The 19,305-nt window shown below is 70.4% G+C and carries 18 protein-coding genes, 1 tRNA gene and 2 pseudogenes; 13 read left to right on the top strand and 8 right to left on the bottom strand.

The genetic code is table 11. From position 1 onward, the window contains the following. Positions 1 to 2: 2 nt before the first annotated feature. Positions 3 to 1,313, bottom strand: a pseudogene (locus ACFYPR_RS13410) (D-arabinono-1,4-lactone oxidase); the annotation flags it as partial. 226 nt (positions 1,314 to 1,539) lie between these two features. Here ACFYPR_RS13410 and ACFYPR_RS13405 point away from each other — a divergent pair. After that, on the top strand, positions 1,540 to 2,145 hold the full coding sequence (locus ACFYPR_RS13405) for a TetR family transcriptional regulator (RefSeq protein ID WP_354860638.1): 606 nt from the start codon (positions 1,540 to 1,542) through the stop codon (positions 2,143 to 2,145). Positions 2,146 to 2,166: 21 nt separating this feature from the next. On the opposite strand, the gene ACFYPR_RS13400 is transcribed toward ACFYPR_RS13405, so the two are convergent. Continuing rightward, on the bottom strand, positions 2,167 to 3,372 hold the full coding sequence (locus tag ACFYPR_RS13400) for an amino acid deaminase/aldolase (protein WP_354860615.1): 1,206 nt from the start codon (positions 3,370 to 3,372) through the stop codon (positions 2,167 to 2,169). Between the two features lie 317 nt (positions 3,373 to 3,689). Here ACFYPR_RS13400 and tmk point away from each other — a divergent pair, with 317 nt between their 5' ends. The 6 genes from tmk to ACFYPR_RS13370 all read left to right on the top strand — a co-directional run bounded on the left by tmk (position 3,690) and on the right by ACFYPR_RS13370 (position 9,602). Continuing rightward, a complete protein-coding gene (tmk, locus tag ACFYPR_RS13395; RefSeq protein ID WP_354860636.1) occupies positions 3,690 to 5,780 on the top strand; it encodes a dTMP kinase in 2,091 nt (696 codons plus the stop codon). Next, positions 5,780 to 7,042, top strand: a complete 1,263-nt coding sequence (locus tag ACFYPR_RS13390) for a DNA polymerase III subunit delta' (protein WP_387181310.1) — start codon at positions 5,780 to 5,782, stop codon at positions 7,040 to 7,042. The genes tmk and ACFYPR_RS13390 overlap by 1 nt, the downstream gene beginning before the upstream one ends. A 122-nt stretch (positions 7,043 to 7,164) precedes the next feature. Next, the gene (locus ACFYPR_RS13385) at positions 7,165 to 7,494 is read left to right on the top strand and encodes a YbaB/EbfC family nucleoid-associated protein (protein ID WP_007454690.1); all 330 of its coding nucleotides are present in this window, start codon (positions 7,165 to 7,167) and stop codon (positions 7,492 to 7,494) included. Between the two features lies 1 nt (position 7,495). Then, a complete protein-coding gene (locus ACFYPR_RS13380; protein WP_354854687.1) occupies positions 7,496 to 7,801 on the top strand; it encodes a hypothetical protein in 306 nt (101 codons plus the stop codon). Then, on the top strand, positions 7,801 to 8,481 hold the full coding sequence (locus tag ACFYPR_RS13375; RefSeq protein ID WP_387260104.1) for a hypothetical protein: 681 nt from the start codon (positions 7,801 to 7,803) through the stop codon (positions 8,479 to 8,481). The genes ACFYPR_RS13380 and ACFYPR_RS13375 overlap by 1 nt, the downstream gene beginning before the upstream one ends. Before the next feature lie 284 nt (positions 8,482 to 8,765). Continuing rightward, positions 8,766 to 9,602 carry a regulatory iron-sulfur-containing complex subunit RicT gene (locus tag ACFYPR_RS13370; RefSeq protein ID WP_354854689.1) on the top strand — a complete coding sequence of 279 codons (837 nt, stop codon included), beginning with the start codon at positions 8,766 to 8,768 and terminating at the stop codon, positions 9,600 to 9,602. A 139-nt stretch (positions 9,603 to 9,741) separates the two neighbouring features. Here the strand turns inward: ACFYPR_RS13370 and ACFYPR_RS13365 are convergent, their stop codons facing one another. Then, positions 9,742 to 11,478 (bottom strand): metallophosphoesterase family protein, encoded by a 1,737-nt coding sequence (locus ACFYPR_RS13365; protein ID WP_387260102.1) that lies wholly within the window; start codon positions 11,476 to 11,478, stop codon positions 9,742 to 9,744. A 143-nt stretch (positions 11,479 to 11,621) separates the two neighbouring features. Here ACFYPR_RS13365 and ACFYPR_RS13360 point away from each other — a divergent pair. After that, positions 11,622 to 11,698, top strand: a tRNA-Thr gene (locus ACFYPR_RS13360). Between the two features lie 327 nt (positions 11,699 to 12,025). Here the strand turns inward: ACFYPR_RS13360 and ACFYPR_RS13355 are convergent. Continuing rightward, positions 12,026 to 12,556, bottom strand: coding sequence for a 2'-5' RNA ligase family protein (locus ACFYPR_RS13355; RefSeq protein ID WP_387181319.1), 531 nt, complete (start codon positions 12,554 to 12,556; stop codon positions 12,026 to 12,028). Between ACFYPR_RS13355 and ACFYPR_RS13350 the strand changes: the two genes are divergently transcribed. From ACFYPR_RS13350 to rarD, 3 genes are read left to right on the top strand one after another with little or no spacing between them, the layout of a single operon-like run. Beyond that, positions 12,531 to 13,625 (top strand): MFS transporter, encoded by a 1,095-nt coding sequence (locus ACFYPR_RS13350; protein WP_387260099.1) that lies wholly within the window; start codon positions 12,531 to 12,533, stop codon positions 13,623 to 13,625. The genes ACFYPR_RS13355 and ACFYPR_RS13350 overlap by 26 nt on opposite strands. Next, positions 13,622 to 13,951, top strand: coding sequence for an ATP-binding cassette domain-containing protein (locus ACFYPR_RS13345; protein ID WP_387260098.1), 330 nt, complete (start codon positions 13,622 to 13,624; stop codon positions 13,949 to 13,951). Before ACFYPR_RS13350 ends, ACFYPR_RS13345 begins: the two co-directional genes overlap by 4 nt. Continuing rightward, the gene (rarD, locus tag ACFYPR_RS13340) at positions 13,948 to 14,868 is read left to right on the top strand and encodes an EamA family transporter RarD (protein ID WP_387260095.1); all 921 of its coding nucleotides are present in this window, start codon (positions 13,948 to 13,950) and stop codon (positions 14,866 to 14,868) included. Before ACFYPR_RS13345 ends, rarD begins: the two co-directional genes overlap by 4 nt. On the opposite strand, the gene ACFYPR_RS13335 is transcribed toward rarD, so the two are convergent. Next, positions 14,869 to 15,513: a class I SAM-dependent DNA methyltransferase gene (locus ACFYPR_RS13335; protein ID WP_387181333.1), complete on the bottom strand. Its 645-nt coding sequence runs from the start codon at positions 15,511 to 15,513 to the stop codon at positions 14,869 to 14,871. 217 nt (positions 15,514 to 15,730) lie between these two features. On the opposite strand from ACFYPR_RS13335, the gene ACFYPR_RS13330 reads away from it, so the two are divergent. Continuing rightward, the gene (locus tag ACFYPR_RS13330; protein WP_387181335.1) at positions 15,731 to 16,135 is read left to right on the top strand and encodes a VOC family protein; all 405 of its coding nucleotides are present in this window, start codon (positions 15,731 to 15,733) and stop codon (positions 16,133 to 16,135) included. Between the two features lie 61 nt (positions 16,136 to 16,196). Continuing rightward, positions 16,197 to 16,553: a VOC family protein gene (locus ACFYPR_RS13325; protein WP_387181337.1), complete on the top strand. Its 357-nt coding sequence runs from the start codon at positions 16,197 to 16,199 to the stop codon at positions 16,551 to 16,553. Positions 16,554 to 16,628: 75 nt separating this feature from the next. Here the strand turns inward: ACFYPR_RS13325 and ACFYPR_RS13320 are convergent, their stop codons facing one another. From ACFYPR_RS13320 to ACFYPR_RS13310, 3 genes and pseudogenes are all read right to left on the bottom strand, one after another. After that, complete coding sequence (locus ACFYPR_RS13320) at positions 16,629 to 17,894, bottom strand: glycosyltransferase (RefSeq protein WP_387181340.1); 1,266 nt, start codon at positions 17,892 to 17,894, stop codon at positions 16,629 to 16,631. Positions 17,895 to 17,902: 8 nt separating this feature from the next. Beyond that, a complete protein-coding gene (locus tag ACFYPR_RS13315) occupies positions 17,903 to 18,529 on the bottom strand; it encodes a tetratricopeptide repeat protein (protein ID WP_387260092.1) in 627 nt (208 codons plus the stop codon). 111 nt (positions 18,530 to 18,640) lie between these two features. Beyond that, a pseudogene (locus tag ACFYPR_RS13310) lies at positions 18,641 to 19,305 on the bottom strand (hypothetical protein); the annotation flags it as partial.

Below are 19,305 nucleotides of genomic sequence, written 5' to 3'. Positions count from 1 at the left end.
CCGCCGAGGACGCGGTCGAGGTGGGCGTTGGCGAACCGGTGGTCGGGGTCCAGGCGGTCGCGTACGGCCAGGAAGTCGGCGAACCTCGGGTAGGCGGGGGCCAGGCTGGCGGCGTCCCGGTAGTGCAGCTTGCCCCAGTGCGGGCGGCCACCCAGCCCGGCGGCCACCTCCTCGAAGGCCCGGAAGTAGGGCTCGTACGGCATGCCGACGTACTGGTGCACAGCGATGTACGCGGAGTCCCGACCGTAGCCGTGCGACAGCCAGATGTCGTCGGCGGCGGTGAACCGCACCTCGACCGGGAAGAGCACCTTGAACGGCAACCCCTCGACGATCCGCTGCAGCGCGGCGAGCGCCTCGGGTAGCGCCTCGCGGGGCAGGCCGTACTCCATCTCCACGAAGCGGACCCGGCGTGGGGTGCAGAACACCCGGTCGGAGCGCCCGGTGTACTGCCGTTCGGTGAGTGCGCGGGCGGAGACGGCGCTGATGCCGGGTGCCAGCGCCGGCACGGCTCGGCCGATCCGGCAGGCGCCGGCGAAGACCGTGTTGGACAGGAAGTCGTCGTCCAACCAGCCGCGCCAGCGGGACAGCGGCCGGTCGTTGGCGGGTACCCGGTCGTTGGTCTTGACCTGGACCCGGGACGTGTAGGGGAACCAGTAGAACTCGACGTGGTCGTGGCCGCCGATCAGAGTGGGCAGGCCGGCGAGCACATCGGCCAGCGCGGCGGGCCGTTCGTGGGCGTGCAGGACGAAGGCGTCGACGCAGCGCAGCGTCACCTCGACCAGCACCCCGAGCGCGCCGAGCGACACCCGGGCGGCGGCGAAGACGTCCGGGTGCTCGTCGGCGGAGCAGCGCAGCACCTCTCCGCTGCCGGTGACCAGAGTGATCGCCTCGACGAAGGTGGACAGGCAGCCGTAGCCGGCGCCGGTGCCGTGGGTGCCCGTGGAGATCGCGCCGGCGACGGTCTGCGCGTCGATGTCACCGAGGTTGGGCAGGGCGAGGCCGTGCCGGGCGAGCAGGCTGTTGAGCGTGTGCAGGGTCATTCCGGCCGGTACGGTGACGAGCCGGTTCGCGACGTCGACGCTGACGGTGGTGTCCAACTCGGACAGCTCCATCCGCCGGTCGTCGGCGAGCGCGATGGCGGTGAAGGAGTGGCCGCTGCCGGTCACCCGGATCCGGCGGCCCTCGGCGGCGGCGGCACGGACGGCCTCGGTGACGTCGGCCACCGAGCCGGGGCGGAGGATGGCGGTGGCGGAGCCGCGCTGGTTGCCGGCCCAGTTGGACCAGGGGGCGGTGAGCGGTGCCGTGTCGACCATGCGCGCTCCTCATTCATGAATATGAACTGACTTCATATCAGGAACGTTGTACCTGGTAAATACCGCAATTGCGATCCGCTCGTTGTACCGGTAGTCACGGACTCGTGACGTGGAGATATGTTCATCCGTCGAAGGGGGGTGGCGCCGAGTGTCCACACCAGCCGCCACGACCGGGCCGCTGCGCCGCGTACCGGTGCAGGGTCGAAGTGTCGCGCGGGTACAGCGCATGTTGGATGCCTGCGCCGAACTCGTCGACGAGGTGGGGTACGAGGGTCTGACCACGACCCTGCTCGCCGAGCGGGCCGAAGTGGCGATCGGGTCGGTCTATCAGTTCTTCCCGGACAAGCGGGCGATCGTGCAGGCGTTGACCCTGCGCACGATGGAGTCCTACCTGCAGCGGCTCGACGAGCGCTTCGCCTCCGACGAGATGACCCACTGGTGGGACGGCGTCGACGCGGGCATCGACGAGTACATCACGATGCACCGCACCGTCCCGGGCTTTCGTACTCTGCACTTCGGCGACGTGGTCGACCTGCACCTGCTCGATGAGCAGCGGGACAACAACGGCGTGATCGCCGACCAGTTGGCGCGGGTGCTCACCGAGCGCTTCGGGCTCACCGACGTGCCGAAGCTGCGCTTCGTCCTGGAGATCGCGGTGGAGGCCGCCGACGCGCTGATCAAGCTCGCGTTCCGGCGGAAGTCCGACGGCGACGAGCGGGTGCTGCTCGAGGCGAAGGCGCTGATCCGGGAGTACCTGCATCGCCAGGTCGACGGGCGCGACAGTGGCCACCCCGCCGACGAGCAGCAGACCGAGGCCGTCCAGCACGCCTGAGTCGGCGCGCGAGGCGGCCCGTCAGAGGAACGCGTGGCCCTCGCCCCGGTAGGTGGGCACGGTCGCCACGATCGCGTCCCCCTCGACCAGGTGCAGCTCGTTGACCCGTTCGCACAGCTCACCGGCCTTGGCGTGCCGGAACCACACCCGGTCGCCGACCCGCAGGGTGGCCGCCGCCGCGCCGGAGAGCGGGGTCTGCACCTCGCCGGCTCCCTCCGTGGCGACGAGCTTCAGGCCGGCCGGCAGCCACGGCCGGGGCAGCCGGCTGTCGGCGGCCTGGCCGGAGGCGATCCAGCCGCCGCCGAGCACCGTCGCCAGCTCCGGCGTCGGCCGGCGGACCACCGCGCAGGCGAAGAACGCCGCCGGGGTGGGCCGCCACGCGCGGTACGCGTCGAACAGCGTCGGCCCGTACAGGCCCGATCCCGCGGTGACCTCGGTGACCGCGGGATCGGCGCTGGTCGCGGCCACGCTGCCGGTGCCGCCGCCGTTGACGAACTCCAGGTCGGCGTGTTCGCGTACCGCCGCCACCGCCGCACCCCGGCGGGCCAGCAACTCGCGGTACGACCCGCGCTGGGCCAGCCGGATCGCGCCGGCCAGCAGCGTCCGCCCCGGCGGCGCGTCGCCCAGGCCGGCGATCTGCGCCTCGTACGACATGAGCCCGACCAGCCGGAAGCCGGCGCGGCCGGCGACGGTGGCGGCGAGCGCGCCGGCCGCCCGGGCGCTGTGCACCGGTGAGCGGCGGACGCCGACGTGCACCCCGCGCAGTGGTCGCCAGGAGGCGTCCAGGTCCAGGCAGAGGCGCAGCTCGGCGCGCTGCCCCGGGGCTCGGACGGTGTCGATGAAGTCCAGTTGCCCGGTGCCGTCGATCATCAGCGTGATCGCGGCGGCGAGCGTCGGGTCGGCGGCCAGCTCGGCGAGGGCCGCCCGGTCGGCGCTCGGGTACGCGACCAGCACGTCGTCGCTCATGCCGGCGCGGACCAGCCAGATCGCCTCGGGCAGGGTGAACGCCATCACGCCCTGCCAGCCGGGGCGGGCGAGCGCCCGGCCGATCAGCTCCCGGCTGCGCACCGACTTGCTGGCCAGCCGGAGCGGCTTGCCGGCGGCGCGGTCGGCCAGGGCCGCCGAGTTGGCGTCGAAGGCGGTGAGATCCACCACGGCGTACGGGGGGTCGAGATGGGCGGTCGCCCGGTCCAGGCGGTCGCGCAGTTTGTCGCTTTCGATGGCCACGTGTGCACGCTAACTGTCCGACGGTGAATGCGAAATACCCTCGCGTACGTCCCGGGCTGCGGCCGGCGCCCCCGGCGGCCTAGGCTCAGCGAGCAGGAGAATGTCGCCGGTGGGGCGGCCCCCACCGGGTCTAGAGTGTTCCACCGGGGGTGCCCAGCGATGGGCCGGCACGTGGAGGTACGGCCATCGAAAGCCAGAACAGCGGCGAGTCGCCCGGCGTGTCGCGCGCGGGTGACCAGTCGGGCAACGCCGCCAACCAGTCCAGCTCCGGTCAGGTCGATCCGTCCGGCTACGCCGCGATCCGCTCGGTTCTGCGGATCAGGCCGTTCCGGCGGCTCTGGATCGTGCTCGGCGCGGCCTCCTTCGGCGACTGGCTCGGTCTGCTGGCCACCGCTCTCTTCGCCGCCTCCCAGGTGCAGGGCAGCACCGCCCAGGGCGCCGCGTTCGGCGGTGTGACCGCGATCCGGCTGCTGCCCGCGCTGGTGCTCGGCCCGGTGGCCGGCGTCTTCGCCGACCGGTTCGACAGGCGCTGGACGATGGTCATCTGCGACCTGCTGCGCTTCGTCCTCTTCGCGTCCATTCCGCTCTACGCCCTCAGCGGCGCCCCGGGCGGCCTGGTGGTCGGCTGGGCGCTGATCGCCACCTTCCTGATCGAGTCGATCACCCTGCTCTGGATCCCGGCCAAGGAGGCCGCGGTCCCCAACCTCATCCCGCGGGCCCGGCTGGAGGCGGCCAACCAGCTCACCCTGATCACCACGTACGGCCTCACCCCGGTCGCCGCCGCCGTCGGCCTGGCCGTGCTCGACCGCGGCGTCCGTGGTGCCGTCGGCGGCGACCTGCCCTCCTGGGCGGAACCGGCCCAGCTCGCGCTCTGGTTCAACTCCTTCACCCGGCTCGCCACCGCACTGGTGGTGGCCTTCGGGATCAAGGAGATCAGCGAGGCACAACGCGGTGAGGCCGGGCGTTCCGAGCAGAGCATGTTCCGGCAGTTCTCCGAGGGCTGGAAGTACATCGGCCAGACCCCGCTCGTGCGTGGTCTGGTGCTGGGCATCTTCGGGGCGTTCGCCGGTGGCGGCATCGTGGTCGGCACGGCCAAGTTCTTCGCCAGCTCGCTGGGCGCTGGCGACGCCGCGTTCTCGCTGCTCTTCGGCGCCATCTTCGTCGGTCTGGCCCTCGGCATCGGGCTCGGCCCGATGATCGTGAAGGACATGTCCCGGCGTCGGTGGTTCGGTATGAGCATCGTGCTGGCCAGCGCCGCCGTGATGACCCTCGCCTTCGCCATCCACCTGTCCATGGCGATCGTCGGAGCGGTCCTGGTCGGCGCCGGCGCCGGGATGGCCTTCCTGGCCGGCACCACGCTGCTGGGCGGCGAGGTGGCCGACGAGGTGCGCGGCCGGGTCTTCGCGGTCGTGCAGATCGGCACCCGGCTGGTGCTGATCCTGGCCATCGGGCTGAGCAGCGTGTTGGTCGGCGTCGGCGGCTCCCGCAAACTGACAATCGCCGACCTCGGCATCTCCGTCTCCTCCACCCGCCTGCTGCTGCTCGCCGCCGGTGCCGCCGGCATCTTCGCCGGGATCAGCGCCTTCGGCCAGATGGACGACAAGAAGGGCGTCCCCGTCCTCGCCGACCTGTGGGGCTCGATCCGTGGTCGCCCGCTGATGCCCTCCGAGCCGTTCGTCTCCGCCGGGCTCTTCGTGGTGTTCGAGGGCGGCGAGGGCGCCGGCAAGTCCACCCAGCTCACCGCGCTCGCCGAGCGGCTGCGCGGCCAGGGGCACGACGTCCTGGTCACCCGCGAACCGGGGGCCACGGCCGTCGGCCAGCGGATCCGGTCGCTGGTGCTGGACACCTCCGGCGACGAGGCGCCCTCCCCGCGCGCCGAGGCGCTGCTCTACGCCGCCGACCGGGCGCACCACGTGGCCGCCGTCGTTCGGCCCGCGCTGGTCCGTGGCGGTGTGGTGATCAGCGACCGGTACGTCGACTCGTCGCTCGCGTACCAGGGCGCCGGGCGGACGCTGCCGGTCGACGAGGTCTCCTGGCTCTCCTCCTGGGCCACCGGTGGGCTCAAGCCGGACCTGGTGGTGCTGCTCGACGTCGAGCCGCGGACCGGCCTGTCCCGGGTGGCCTCGCGCAACGCGGGCGCCGACCGGCTCGAGGCGGAGTCGATCGCCTTCCACGAGCGCGTCCGCTACGCGTTCCTGGACCTCGCCGCCGCCGACCCGAAGCGCTACCTGGTGCTCGACGCGTCCCGGCCGGTCGACGAGATCACTCAGCTGGTGGTCCGGCGCGTACAGGAGATGCTGGGCAAGCCGGGCGGCATCGTGCACCCCCGCCCCGCGCAGGGCCCGGACACCTCGGTGCAGCCGGAGTTATCCGACGCGGAGCTGGTGACGATGGAGCACAAGACCTGATGCCTGACGTCTTCGCCGATCTGGTCGGCCAGGACGAGGCGGTCGCCGAACTGCGCCGGGCCGCCGGCGCGGCGGCGGCCGTGCTGCGCGCTGGCGCGGCCGACCGGACGCCCGCGCTGATCGCCGCCGGCCCGGCCAGCGAGGCCGGTGGCACCGAGCCCGGCGCGCTGGACCCGTCCACCGGGATGACGCACGCCTGGATCTTCACCGGGCCGCCCGGTTCCGGTCGCTCGGTCGCCGCCCGGGCCTTCGCCGCCGCCCTCCAGTGCACGTACGGCACCGGCTGCGGCGAGTGCCCCGGCTGCCACACCACGATGGGCGGCACCAACGCCGACGTCCGGATGGTGGTGCCGGAGGGGCTCTCGATCGGCGTCGGCGAGATGCGCGCGCTGGTGCTGCGCGCGGCAAGCACCCCGTCCGGCGGGCGCTGGCAGGTGGTGGTCATCGAGGATGCCGACCGGCTCACCGAGGCGGCCGGCAACGCGCTGCTCAAGGCCATCGAGGAGCCGCCACCGCGTACGGTCTTCCTGCTCTGCGCCCCGTCCACCCACCCGGACGACATCTCGGTGACCATCCGGTCGCGCTGTCGTGTCGTACCCCTGCGGCAGCCGCCGGCCGCGGCGGTGGCCGAGGTGCTGGTCCGTCGGGACGGCATCGCGCCCGACGTGGCGCAGTGGGCGGCGGCGGCCGCGCAGGGGCACGTGGGTCGGGCTCGCCGGCTGGCCCGCGATCCGGAGGCCCGCAAGCGGCGTGAGGCGGTCCTCGCCGTGCCGCGCCGGCTGACCGGCGTCGGCGCGGCGTTCGACGCGGCGTCCGCGCTGATCGAGGCGGCCGAGGCGGAGGCTGAGGCGTCGGTGTCCGAGGCGGACGCGACCGAACGGGCCGCGCTGGAGACCGCGCTCGGCGCGGGCGGCACCGGCCGGGGCGCGGCCGGCGCGATGCGCGGTGCCGCCGGGCAGCTCAAGGAGTTGGAGAAGCGGCAGAAGTCGCGGGCCACCCGGGCCCAGCGGGACGCGTTGGACCGCGCGCTCGTCGACCTGGCCGGCTTCTACCGGGACGCGCTCACCATGGCGCTGCGGGCCCCGGTCGATCCCGTGCACACCGACACCGCCGCGCTGGCCGGCGCGGGGGCCCAGAAGTGGGACGCCGAGGGGTCGCTGCGCCGGCTGGAGGCCGTCCTCGCCTGCCGGGCGGCGATCGAGGCGAACGTCAAGCCACGGATCGCGGTCGAGGCGATGATGCTCGCCCTCTGGAAGGGCTGACCCGCAGCTCCAGCCGGTTGTCCACAGCCATCGACACGCGCGATTGCTGTGCGGTACGGTCCGGTGTGCCGTGGTGACGGTGACGGCACGCTCAGTGAGGGGCCATCCGGGAGGAGTCGCCGATGCCGCGGGGGGAGATCGACGAGGCCTGGATCGAGGAGGCGGTGCGGCGCTACCGCCGCATCGAATCGCTGCAGGCCGAGTTCGACCAGGCCGTGTCGACCGTCGAGGTCACCGTCCGGTCGCCGGACGGGTTGGTCGAGGTGGTGGTCACCGCCGGTGGGCGGATCACCGACGTCCGGTTCCTCGGGCCGCTGCACACCCGCAGCCCACGAGACGTGGCGGGCTCGGTGCAGGCCGCCGTCACCGCGGCCGCCGACGCCGCCGAGTGGGCCCGGGAGAAGCTGCACAACGAGACGTTCGCCGCCTACCGACCGCTCGCGGGGGCCTGACATGGACACCCTGCGCGCGCTCTCCGCCCGGCTCGACGAGGCGAGCGCCACGCTGACCACCCTGTCCCACACGGTCACCGCCAGCGACCCGGCCCAGGCCGCGTTCGGCACGGACGCCCCGGGCCGCCCCGGCGAGATCGGTCGCGCGCTGCACCGACAGTGGACCGCCGCCACCGACGACCGGGCCCGCGAGGCACGGGCCGCCGCCGCTCGGCTCGCCGCCGCCGCCTCGGCGGTCCGCGAGGCCGCCGACCGGTACGCCGAGGTCGACCGCGCCGCCCGCCGCCGGATCATCGGGGAGCCGTGATGGACCCACTGGACCGGCTCGCCGAGCCCGGCCTCGACCTGCTCCACCGGGTGGACGCGTTGCTCGCGGCCGGCGTTCCCGAGGGCCACCGGGTCTGGCCTCTGCTGCGCCGGATGCAGGTGCTGCCGGGTGACGCCGTCCGGGGCTTCCTCGACCTGCACCCGGCGCCGCTGGCCAGCGCCGGGCACGCGGTGCGCCGGCTGGTCCGGGGGTACGACGACGTTGGCGCGGCCCTCACCGACCCGGTGCTCTGGTCCGGTCCGGCCGCCTCGGCGTACGGGCAGGAACGCGCCGCGCTGCTGCGCCATCTCGACGAGGGCCCGGAGAGCCTCATCGGGCGACTGGAATCCACCGCCGGGTACGCGGACGCCCTCGCCGACTGGGTGGAGGGCAGCCGCCTCGCCCTGGCCCGAACGATGGCCGACGTGCTGCGCTCGGCCGAGGCGGTGGCCGTGGTCGCCGCCACCGCCACCGGCCCGCCGGCCCGCCTGACGCCGGTCGGGCCGGGTGTCGCCGACGCGGCCGAGATCGCCGCGCGGGTGCTGGCGGTGCTGTGCGTCGCGTACGACGGCGCCGAGACACTGCTGCGCCAATGGGCGCCGAGCCTGGCCGAGTCCACCTGGCGGTCGTCGATGGACGCCCGTCCCCGCTACGACCAGCCCACCCGGGTCGGCTGGTAGCCGATCGCCGCGTCCCCCGACAGGCCACGGCGTCGCTCGCGGGCGCCCGAGCAGAGTCGGCGCCCACGGCGACGCCGTGGTCTTCCCCCTGCACCCCCCGCAGGTCTGCCTCCACTCAACGCCGCCCGGAGACGTTTGTCCCCCACCCGCGGCCGGAATCAACCGTCCGGGCGAGGGTCAACGGCACGACGGGTGGCCCGGCAATAGGTCGAGTCGACGGTCATGGATGCGATGGAGGGATTGGCCGGTGCGCCCTTTGCGGTGATGCGTCGTAAGGTGGGGGGATGGGCATGCTCTGCGCGGTCAGCTTCAACCGGTACGGGCGCCTCTACTACCTCGACCCGGGCGAGTTGCGCCCGCAGGTGGGCGACCGGGTGCTGGTGCCGACCGACGACGGGCCCGAGGTGGCCGAGTGCGTCTGGGCCGCCCAGTGGGTGACCGAGGAGACCGACGGCTTCCCCCGGCTGGTCGGGCTGGCCGGCGACGACGACCTGCTCCGGGACGAGGCGCTGCGCCGTCGTAAGGCCGAGGCGAAGGTGGCGGCGAAGCGGCTGATCCGTGCGCACGGCCTCCCGATGAAGGTGGTGGCCGTCGACCACGTGCTCGGCTCGGGTGACGGCGGCGGCGAGCGCAGCACCGTCTACTTCACCGCCCCGCACCGGGTGGACTTCCGTTCCCTGGTCCGCGACCTGGGCGCCACCCTGCACTGCCGGGTCGAGTTGCGGCAGCTCTCGGCACGGGATTCGGCCCGCGTCCAGGGCGGCATCGGCTCGTGTGGTCGGGACCTGTGCTGTGCGACGTTCCTCACCGACTTCGAGCCGGTGACCATCCGGATGGCCAAGGACCAGGATCTGCCGCTGAACCCGCTGCGCATCTCGGGGGCGTGTGGCCGGTTGATGTGCTGCCTGAAGTACGAGCACCCGCTGTATGACAGAAGCGGCACATACCCGACGAGCGGCCAGCGGGTTACCACCCCGGAAGGCGAGGCCAGGGTCGTCTCGCGGCACGTCCCGAGCGAGACGGTGACTGTTCGCCAGCTCTCCAGCGGCGAGACCAAGCGGTGCTCGCTGTCTGACGTCTGCGGATCGCGCCGGTCATACGAAGAAGGCCCCACTCCGTAGAGCAGGACCTCCTCCACCCCAGGGGAACCGGACTACACCCCCTGGCCCCCCGGCTAACCCTGTTGATCAAGAGGTTTGCGTCAAAATTCGGGCCCCGAATGACGCGAACCTCTTGATCACCTGGTGGGTGCGGTCAGGGTCAGTGCAGGACCATGGGGGGTTCGGTCAGGTGGGGAGTTAGCGGAGTTTTCGGGGTCAGCCAGCTTGCGGAGGGGGAGTCGTCGGGGTTGACCTGCCAGTCGCGGGAGACCCGGTCGATTCCGATCGGATAGACGGTCAGCGTGCCGTCCGGGTCGATGCGCAACCGCAGGAACGACTTGGAGTCCTCGATACCCTGCCCGGCGAACAGCTCGTTGACGTTCACCCCGAACGCACCGGCGACCAGCAGGTACGCCGCCACCAGCTGACTGGCCACCAGGCCGATGACCGGGCCGTACAGCACCGCCGCGGCGACCGCAGGCAGCGGCCACGGCCAGTCGTAGAACGGCAGCGCCAACCAGACCCAGGTGCCGCCCGCGGCCAACGCCACCTGGGCCACGCCGTGGCTGACGCCGAGAATCCAGTGCCGGACATGCCGCTTGCCGCTGGCACTGGGCGGCTTGGCGAACAGGACCGCCGCCACCACCGTCACGAGCACCATCAGCACCAGCGGGACGCTGAACAGTCGCTGGTTGGTGCTGTCGGCCCAGTTCGCCGTCGCGCCCGCCATGGCCAGCATCAGCAGGGTGTGCAGGGTGCCGAGCAGCGTGGCGAAGCCGGGGTTGCGGAACGGCAGTCGGGCGAAGATGCCCCAGCCGTAGCGCCGGGAGCGGGCCGCGTCCGGATAGCGGGCCACCAGGTCGTACGGCTGTGTGCGGCTGGCCCGCCGAGCCAGCGTGTCCCGGGGCGGCACCTCGATGCGCTCCGGCAGCTTGTGCGTCGGGTACAGGTACGCACCGCCGCCGCCACAGGTGATCAACTGCCGGTCCGGGCCGGCGTAGCGGGCGTAGTGGTGCAGGTCGCCGGAGAGCAGCAGCCGCACCTGCGCCCCGGTCGGGTCGATGATGGTCCGGACGAAGTAGTCGATCGAGTCGTACGCCATGGGGTCGTCGGCGGCCTTGACCCACGTCGGCGACGGCGCCGCGATGATCACCTTCGACTCCGGGGTGAGTCGCCGGGCCACCTCGTCGAAGTAGGCCAACTGTGGGTCGTCCAGATATGAGCCGGACTGGTCGTCGACGCCCAGCAGCCACCAGGCGGCCGGCAACTCCACGGCGAAGTACGACCGCGACTGCCCGGTGCGCCAGCCGGCGAAGTTGCGGTCCCGGGAGCGAACGAACAGCCGCAGGAAGGCGGTCAGGCCGTCGTACCAGTCGTGGTTGCCCGGCACCGCGAACAGCGTGGGACGGTCGGGCGGGGCCGCCGGCAGCGCGGCCTGGTACGGCCCCTTGCACCGGTTCTCGTACTCCGCGTAGGCCGCCGACGGGTACACCTGGTCCCCGCCCATCACCAGGGTCTGCGCACGGGGCAGCCGGTGCCCGTCCACGGTCAGCTCCGGCTGCGCCAGCAGGTACGCGACGGAGTAGGTGGCGTGGAAGCCGTCACCGAGGTCGGCCACGTAGTCGAGCCACAGCCCGCCGTCCGGCCCCGCCTGGCGGAAGATGCCGTCGCCGAAGGCGTTCTGCAACTCGCGCTTGTCCAGGTAGGCGCCGAAGAGGATCGCCAACAGCGTGCGGATACCGGTGCTGATCAACAGGAACGGGGCCAGCCATGGCACCGGCTTGCGGGGGGTGAAACCCAACTCCAGTGGATCGGTGGAGCGCGGCCGGCGAGGGGCCCGCTCCCCGTCGGGTTGCTCGCCCGCCGGGGTCTGGTGATCGTCGCGTTCGTCACTCACCCGCCGCAGCGTAGTACCGGTCCCGGCGAGGCGCTGTCCGGTAATTAGCCAGATGGCAATGGTTGTCCGGTTGGTGTTGACGGAGGCGCGGGGGTATCCCGTTCGGTCCGGGGCCGGGGGGTGCCGTACACTTGCTGATCGTTGCCGCCTTAGCTCAGTCGGCTAGAGCGACGCACTCGTAATGCGTAGGTCGACGGTTCGATTCCGTCAGGCGGCTCCACCGAAAGGCCCAGGTCACCGGCTTCATTGCCGATCATGACCTGGGCCTTTCGCTTGCCTTCACAGGGCCGAGCAGCCCCTCCAGCCGTGTGCGCAGGTGTCGGACGGCTCCCTGCTGGTAGCGGGACAGCGGCTCTCAGTTCCGCGTCGACGAATAGCCGCTCAGGGGGTCGTTGGCCCCACGGCGAGTGCGGGTGTGCGGTGCGGATCGCAGTCCACAACCACCGGCGTTGCTCGGGGAGCCGGGTGCCGACCCACCCGGGACGCCGGAGGTAGCGTCATTGATAGAGGGTGCTGATTCGGTACGCGGAGGAAGGCCGACACGTACTCAAAGATCCGCCCCCAGTGGGAACTCGCAGACGGTGCGCCAAGGGCTCAGGCCCGGCGTTCCGGCGATGAGCCGAACCATGTCGACGGCCGCGTTGATCGGCAGCTGCGCGGAGACCGTTTCCGCGGCGTGGCTCAGGGTGGGCTTGGGGGCGTCGTGACCGATGGTCAGGTGCGGCACCACCTCGGTGTGCACCCCGGCATATGGAGTGGTCTCGGGAAACCGCTGCCACACCGCTGCGGTGAGGTTCCGGAACGGACGGTCCGGCTGCGGTGCAAGCCATACGACCGTGTCACCGAACCAGCCGATGTGGGTCAGCGCGACGTCGAACCGCGGTATGCCGGCAATGGCCTTGCGTAGCACGGTCTGGACCTGGTCGTTGATCTGCTGCGGAGGCAGAAACGGGTAGAGGACGGTCACGTGTGCCGGCACGCCCCATGAGGCAGCGGGGTCGAGAGTTTCCCGAAACCGGCCTACCGCTTCCTCGGCCTCGGGTATCGGCACGATGAGCGCCGTCTGTGTCGGTTCCATCCCGGCAGTTTCCGATCATTGCCGGTGCTGGTCCACGGAGTTTCGCCACCGGTGCTGCGTAGCGCTCGTCTCAGTCCTCACGCTCGCCGCGACACTGGGCAGCTCCGTTCCGCAGCCATTCATCGGTGTCGCCGTCGACCGTTACCGGCTGGACTGGCTGGCCGGGGCGGGAGTAACGCTCGCCGGAGTCGGGCTCGGCCTGTCCGGTCTCGTGCACAGTTACGTGGCGGTCTGGCTTCTGCTGTGCGTGTCGGGACTCGGCGTGGCGATGTTCCATCCGGCCGCCGGAAAGTCGGCACGGATGGCAGCGGGCGACAGCGCGACAGCGATGAGTATTTTCGCCGCCGGGGGCAGTGTCGGGTTCTTTCTGGCACCGGTACTGGCCACTCCCGCACTGATCGCGGTGGGCGTCGGAGCGACAGCGCTCTTCATCCCGCCGGCCGTGCTCATGGGGTTCCTGCTGTACCGGAATCGGCTGCGGCGCCCGGCCGCGCGCACCATCTCGCACAGCGGCCGGGACCGCTGGGTCCCCTTCCTGGTGCTGACGTGCATCGAGACCGTCAGGTCGGTCGCCTTCTTCGGCGCGATCACCTTCATCGAGTTGTTCTGGATACGCCATCTGGGCGCGGGCAAGAGTCTCGCCGGCGCGGCGCTGGCGTGCTTCCTGGTCGGCGGAGTGGCCGGGACCCTGCTGGGGGGTCGGATCGCCGACCGCGTCGGGATGGTCCGCACCGTGCAGTTCGGCGCGATCGTCGCGGTTCCCGCGCTCGTCGGCCTGCGGCTCACGCCCGGGGAGTACCCGCCGCTCGTCTTCGCCGTGCTCGCTGGCATCGCCCTGAACATCCCGTTCGCCGTGCTGGTCAAGCTGGGCCAGGACTATCTGCCGACGCGGCCCGGCACTGCGGCGGGCGTGACGCTCGGGCTCGCCGTGAGCATCGGCGGCCTCCTCGCGCCCGTCCTCGGCGTGGCGGCGGAAGCCTGGGGTCCGCAGGGCGTGTTCACCATCATCTGTCTGATCCCCCTGGTGGCGCTGGCCCTCGGCGTCTTCCTCACCGAGACGCAGAAATGACGGGGTACGCCGACCCGGGCGACAAGGTGCTCGAGGCCCGGGACGTCGACGTCGTGCGGGAGGGTCGCCTGCTGCTCGCGGATATCAGTGTCACGATCCGCGCCGGGGCGCACTGGGCACTGATCGGGCCCAACGGTGCGGGCAAGAGCACGCTGCTCAGCGTGCTCGGCGCCGACCGGCATCCCACTCGTGGGCAGGTGGACATCCTCGGTCAGCGCCTCGGGACGTTCCGCACCAGGGATCGCGGCCCAAGTCATGACCTGCGCATGTGGCTGCGGCAGCGCACCCGGTTCGCTCGGCGGGGCGTAGCACGGAGCGCCGGATGACCCGCATCGCACCTCTGCCGGAGACGACCGCGCCGGCCGGTGAACGCCGAACCAGCACGGGCGTGCTGGCCGGAACCGCGGCGTACGTCATCTGGGGTCTGCTGACCCTCTACTGGCCGCTGCTGGAGCCGGCGCCCGCGCTGGAGATCCTCGCCCACCGCATCGTCTGGTCGCTGGTCTTCGTCGTCATCGTCCTGGCGATCCAGCGCGACCTCAGGTGGTTGCGTGTGATGCACCGCCAGCCCCGAGTCCTGGCGTTGCTGGCAGGCGCCGGCTGTTTCGTGGGGGCGAACTGGGGCCTCTACATCTGGGCGGTCAACAGTGGGCGGGTGATCGAGGCTGCCCTCGGCTACTACATCAACCCGCTCTTCAGCGCCCTTCTCGGCCTGGTGGTGCTGAAGGAGCGGATGGCGATCGCGCAGTGGGCCGGCGTGGCTCTGGCCACGGCGGGCGTGGTGTGGCTGGGGATCGACGCCGGACGGCCGCCGTGGGTGGCGATCGGCCTCGCCGCCACCTTCGGCATCTACGGGTTGTTTCGCAAGTGGGCGGCTATGCCGAGTTGGCGGGCGTTGGCGGTGGAGACGGCAGCGCTGGCCGTTCCTGCCGCCGCGTACATCGCCTTTCTCTCGACGACCGGCCAGAGCCACTTCGGGGACAGTCCGATCCGGTCCGCGTTGTTCGTCAGCACCGGTCTGATCACCGCGCTGCCGCTCGTCCTGTTCGGCTTCGCGGCCGTCCGGACGCCGCTGACGGTGCTCGGGATGCTTCAGTTCCTGCTGCCGACGATTCAGTTCCTCATCGGCTACTTCGGACTGCACGAGTCGATCAGCACCGTCGGGCTGGGCGCCTACTGCCTGGTCTGGGCCGGTGCGGCGTTCTTCCTGGCCTCCTACGCCTGGCGGCAGACCCGCGGGTGATCAGGGCTCTCGTCGTCCGAAGGTGATGCCGCCGAGCTTGCTCTCGGGCGAGGTGACCGTCATCTCGGCCTCGACCGCGAACCCGTTGTCGCGTAGCCAGGCCGCGACCTGGGCCGGCCGGCGGCGGTGCACGTGGATCTTCATCGGGTGACCGCCGTACCCCTCGGTCTTGAGCGTCGTCTCGTCGCCCACGTGGTAGCCGACCAGCAGCGGGCCTCCGGGGCGCACCACGCGCCGGAGATGCGCGAGGACCTGGCCGAGCTGCTCGTCGGGAATGTGGATGAGCGAGTACCAGGCGACCAGGCCGGCCACCGAGCCGTCGGGCAGATTGAGATCGGTCATGGAGCCGACGTCGAATCTCAGGTCGGGGTGGTCGTGGCGGGCCACCGCGATCATTCCGGGGGAGAGGTCGATCCCGAAGGCGGCGATGCCCAGCTCGTTCAGGTGCGCCGTGATGCGACCCGGTCCGCAGCCCACGTCCGCGACCGGACCACCACCTGTGGCGCGTACGAGGTCGGCGAACAACGCCAGAGCCGCCCGTTCATAAGGTGCCTGCGCCAGGAAGTCGCGGACGAGGTGCGCGTAACTGACCGCGACCGTGTCGTAGGACGTGCGGGTGTCTGCCAACCAACCGTCGACACTCATGGCGGCCACGCTAGAGGACGGGGTCGATCAGCAGAGCACGTGCCGGTCCGCGGAGCGGGCGGTGGTGCCGCCCGTGGGCGGCACGCCACTCTCACGGCATCCAGCGCCACCGGTCACCGACGCGTTACGAGTGTCAGTCCCCCTGTCCATACTGCAAGCGCGGTCCTCACCGTCCGATCCGATGGCCGCGTCCGCCCGACCTGTGGAGGTTTCGTCCATGTCAGCTGCGCCACTGATCATCAGTCTGCCGATCGCCGATCGCCCGACCTCGTACCGCTTCTACCGCGACAGTCTCGGCCTCGAAGCGGTGGGTGAGCTGGCCGATGACGGCATCCCGGAGCCGTTGCAGTTCGTGGTCAACGATGGGCTGCGTTTGATGCTCATCCCGACCGGCGGCTTCGGCTGGGTGATCGGTGGGCGCGAGGTCGCCCCGCGGGGGCAGAGCGAGTGCCTTCTCGGCCTCGGCGCCGCCACCCCGGCCGAGGCGGACGCGGTCGTCGAGCGGGTGCGCGCCGCCGGCGGCGAGGTCGTCTCCGAGCCGACCACACAGCCCTGGGGGTACGCGGGCGTCTTCGCCGACCCGGACGGCCACCTGTGGATGGTGTCGGTCACCCCACAGTGACGTCCCACAGGTGCAGCTTGCCGGGAACGCCGCAGCGAGCCTGCGCCGTTAAGGTGGCCTTGTGACGGTACGAGGACTGCGGCGAATCATCGTGTCGGTGGCGGATCGGGAGCGTGCGCTGGCGCTCTACCGGGATGCGTTGGGGCTGACAGAAAAGTACAGCGCCGGCGAGATGGTGGTCTTGGCCGTTCCGGATGCCGGGGTTGAGCTTCTGCTGCACGAACGCCCACCTACGCCTGGCTTGGCCGGCGTGGCGGTGAGCTTCCTCGTCTCGGATGTCGACGCGGCGACCGCTGCGGCGCTGCGGGCAGGTGCTCAGGTGGTTGACGCGCCAGCTGATCAGCCCTGGGGTGAACGACAGTCGGTGCTCACCGATCCGGACGGCCATGTCCTCTGCTTGGTGGCGCCGACGGTCTGACCGGCCGCTGCCCACATCGGCGGAGCAGCTGCTCATGCGCGATTGGAACGGGGCGCTTGTTACGCTCTGCCCGATTCAGATGGTCAACAGACCGCCGTTGCGTACGGTGTCGTCCTTGATCGCGATGAGATTCGCGGAGACGTACGAAATGTTGTGCGTCTGGTGCCACTCGCTCGGGTAGTAAGTGACCAGCCGTGACGTCTGGAAACGGCACTTGATTTCAGGTACGAACCGAGAATACTTGGCGTCGGTAAAGTACCAGAACGAGTTTTCGTTGTAGAACGCCACGTGGGTCGGATCCTGGTAGGCCCCACGACCGTCGGTGCTGGGTGTCAGCGACAGCAGCATTCCGTTCGGCGCGAGCAGTCGGTACAACTCGTTGAACAGAGCGACTTTGTCCGTCACGTGTTCCAGGAAATCCACTGCCCTGATGACCCCGACGCTGTTGTCAGGCAGGTCGACCCCGTTCGTTATGTTACAGACCATGTCGACGCCCGGCCCGTCGTGGTAATCCAGCCCCAGATAGCCCTCCGGCTTGTTGTGAGCCGCACCGAGGTCGAGCGCCATGAGCCCCTGTCGCCGTGACCAGGTCAGCGCATTCTGTTGAATGTTCCGGTCGTATATGGCCACCGTGCGCTGCTGGATGCGGGCGTTGACTTCCGGGATGCGCTGCGTGTTCTTGGCATGCATGCGCTGCAGGTACAGGCACTTCTGAATATGGTGGAACTCGCTGACCTGGTAGATCCGAGCCATGAGATCGGCGTCGTCAGCGACGTCGAGCGACTCGTCGTAACCGCCAACCTTCTCGTAGATGTCCCGGCGGAAGGCGCGCACGTGGTTCGGCGCGTACCAGATGAAGCTCACGTTGTGCGGCGTCGGCGGCATCGCCCGGCAAACCAGCACCTCGCGGCCGTCCACCTTCTCGTCGTAGTGTCGCCAGCCGAAGGAACTCGCGAAACGGTCTTCGCAGCGGCTACCGTCCTCCTGGATCTGCGCGGTATCGCTGTAGACGAAACCCACCTCCGGGTTGAGGTCGAAGGCAGCGACGATTTCTTGCAGACAGTCGCTGCTGAGCACATCGTCGTCGTCCAACTCCACGAGGATGTCCCCGGCAGCCTCGGCGCAGGCGTACCCCTTGATGGCGCCAACGCCGTTCAGGTTGTCCTGGACAATGAGCCGGACCCGATCGTCATGCAGCTCGGGCCGCCAGCGGGACCCCTGGTTGAGCACGACCACCCATTCCCAGTCGGTGAAAGTCTGCGCCAGCAGTGATTGGAAACACTCGTCGATGAACCGAGTGCGATTGCTTCCGGTGAAGACTGTTACGCGCGGTGTACGCATTGAACGAGTCACCTCCCTGCTCGGGCCGGCGAAGAAGCGGTTGGGACCGCTCGGTACTTCTCCGGAACTGATGACGCGAGCCGCTTGTCCAGCCGGATCGCCGCACTGAAAGCGTTCCGCGCCGCGGCAGTGTCGCCGGATTGGGACAGCAGCATGCCCAGCCGAAGGTAAGCGGTCGATGCTTTGTTGTCGATCGAAACGACCTTGCGGTAAATGTCCACCGACTTCGTCGGCTCCGTACCCTCCAGCGCGATGGCCTTGTTGTAAAGGGCCGGCTTGTAACTGGCGTCGGCGGCCAATGCCTTGTCGTAGCTGCTGATTGCCTCGTCGTTCTGGTTGCGTGACTGGGCAATGAAGCCCAGATTGAACCAGGCAAACTTGTTGTTGACGTCGGCGTCCAGCACCTTCTCGAAGGTGGCCTTCGCTGCGTCGAGGTTACCGGCTTGGCCCTGTTCGACGCCGAGCTTCAGCAGATCCGCCGAGGCGGCCCCGGTGTTGGCGCCACTGTTCGCCTGATCGCTCTTGCCGGAGCTGCTCGGCTGCGCTTTGCCGGGAGATTTCTCGCTGCATGCTGTGGCCCCGGTCAGCAGGATCGCACCACAGGCGAGTGACCCAAGTATCTGACGCGTGCTCATTTATTCTCCTTGAACGATAACAGGGCGGTCCGGCTTGCTGTTCGGCCTACTGACTTGGCTACTGCGACCCGCGCTGCCCGGGCTGTTGGCCGCAGGTCCAGACGCGATGGGTCAGTCGAGTGAAATGCAGGACACCCAGATGTCCGCGCCTCCGCCAGTGAAAGTGAACTGGTAACCGCTGATCGAAAGTGGCTGGATCAGCACTGGATTGACACCCGCACCCGACAGCTGATAGCCGGTTCCGACAGCAATGTCTCCGGCCTGGCACCCGAAATCAACGGGGGTATCCGCGATCACCGTCAGCGGTCCCTGAATATAGGCGGCCTGGATTCCGGTGCCCGCCACTCCCTGCGCGCCCTGCGGTCCCTGAGCGCCGGTGTCACCTTGGGCGCCTTGGAAGCCTTGTGCACCAGCGTCGCCTTGGGTGCCTTGGGTGCCTTGGGTGCCTTGAGTGCCTTGAGTGCCCTGTGCACCGGTGTCGCCTTGGGCGCCTTGAGCACCCGTATCGCCCTGCGCGCCCGTGAGTCCCTGCGTGCCCTGGAAGCCTTGTGCTCCGGTGTTGCCCTGGTTGCCTTGTGCGCCTTGCGCCCCCTGGGCGCCTTGAGTACCCGTGTTTCCTTGTGCGCCTTGAGCACCCGTGTCGCCCTGGAAGCCTTGAGCCCCTTGGGCGCCGCTGTTGCCTTGAGCGCCGGTGTTGCCTTGGGCGCCCTGGAAACCTTGGCTGCCTTGTGCGCCGGCCTCGCCCTGGGAGCCTTGCGCCCCTTGCGCGCCGGTGC

This window comes from Micromonospora sp. NPDC005254 (genome assembly GCF_042872525.1).
Taxonomy (GTDB): Bacteria; Actinomycetota; Actinomycetes; order Mycobacteriales; family Micromonosporaceae; genus Micromonospora.
Note: the sequence above shows the minus strand (reverse complement) of the source record. Positions and strands in the feature narration are given on the sequence as shown.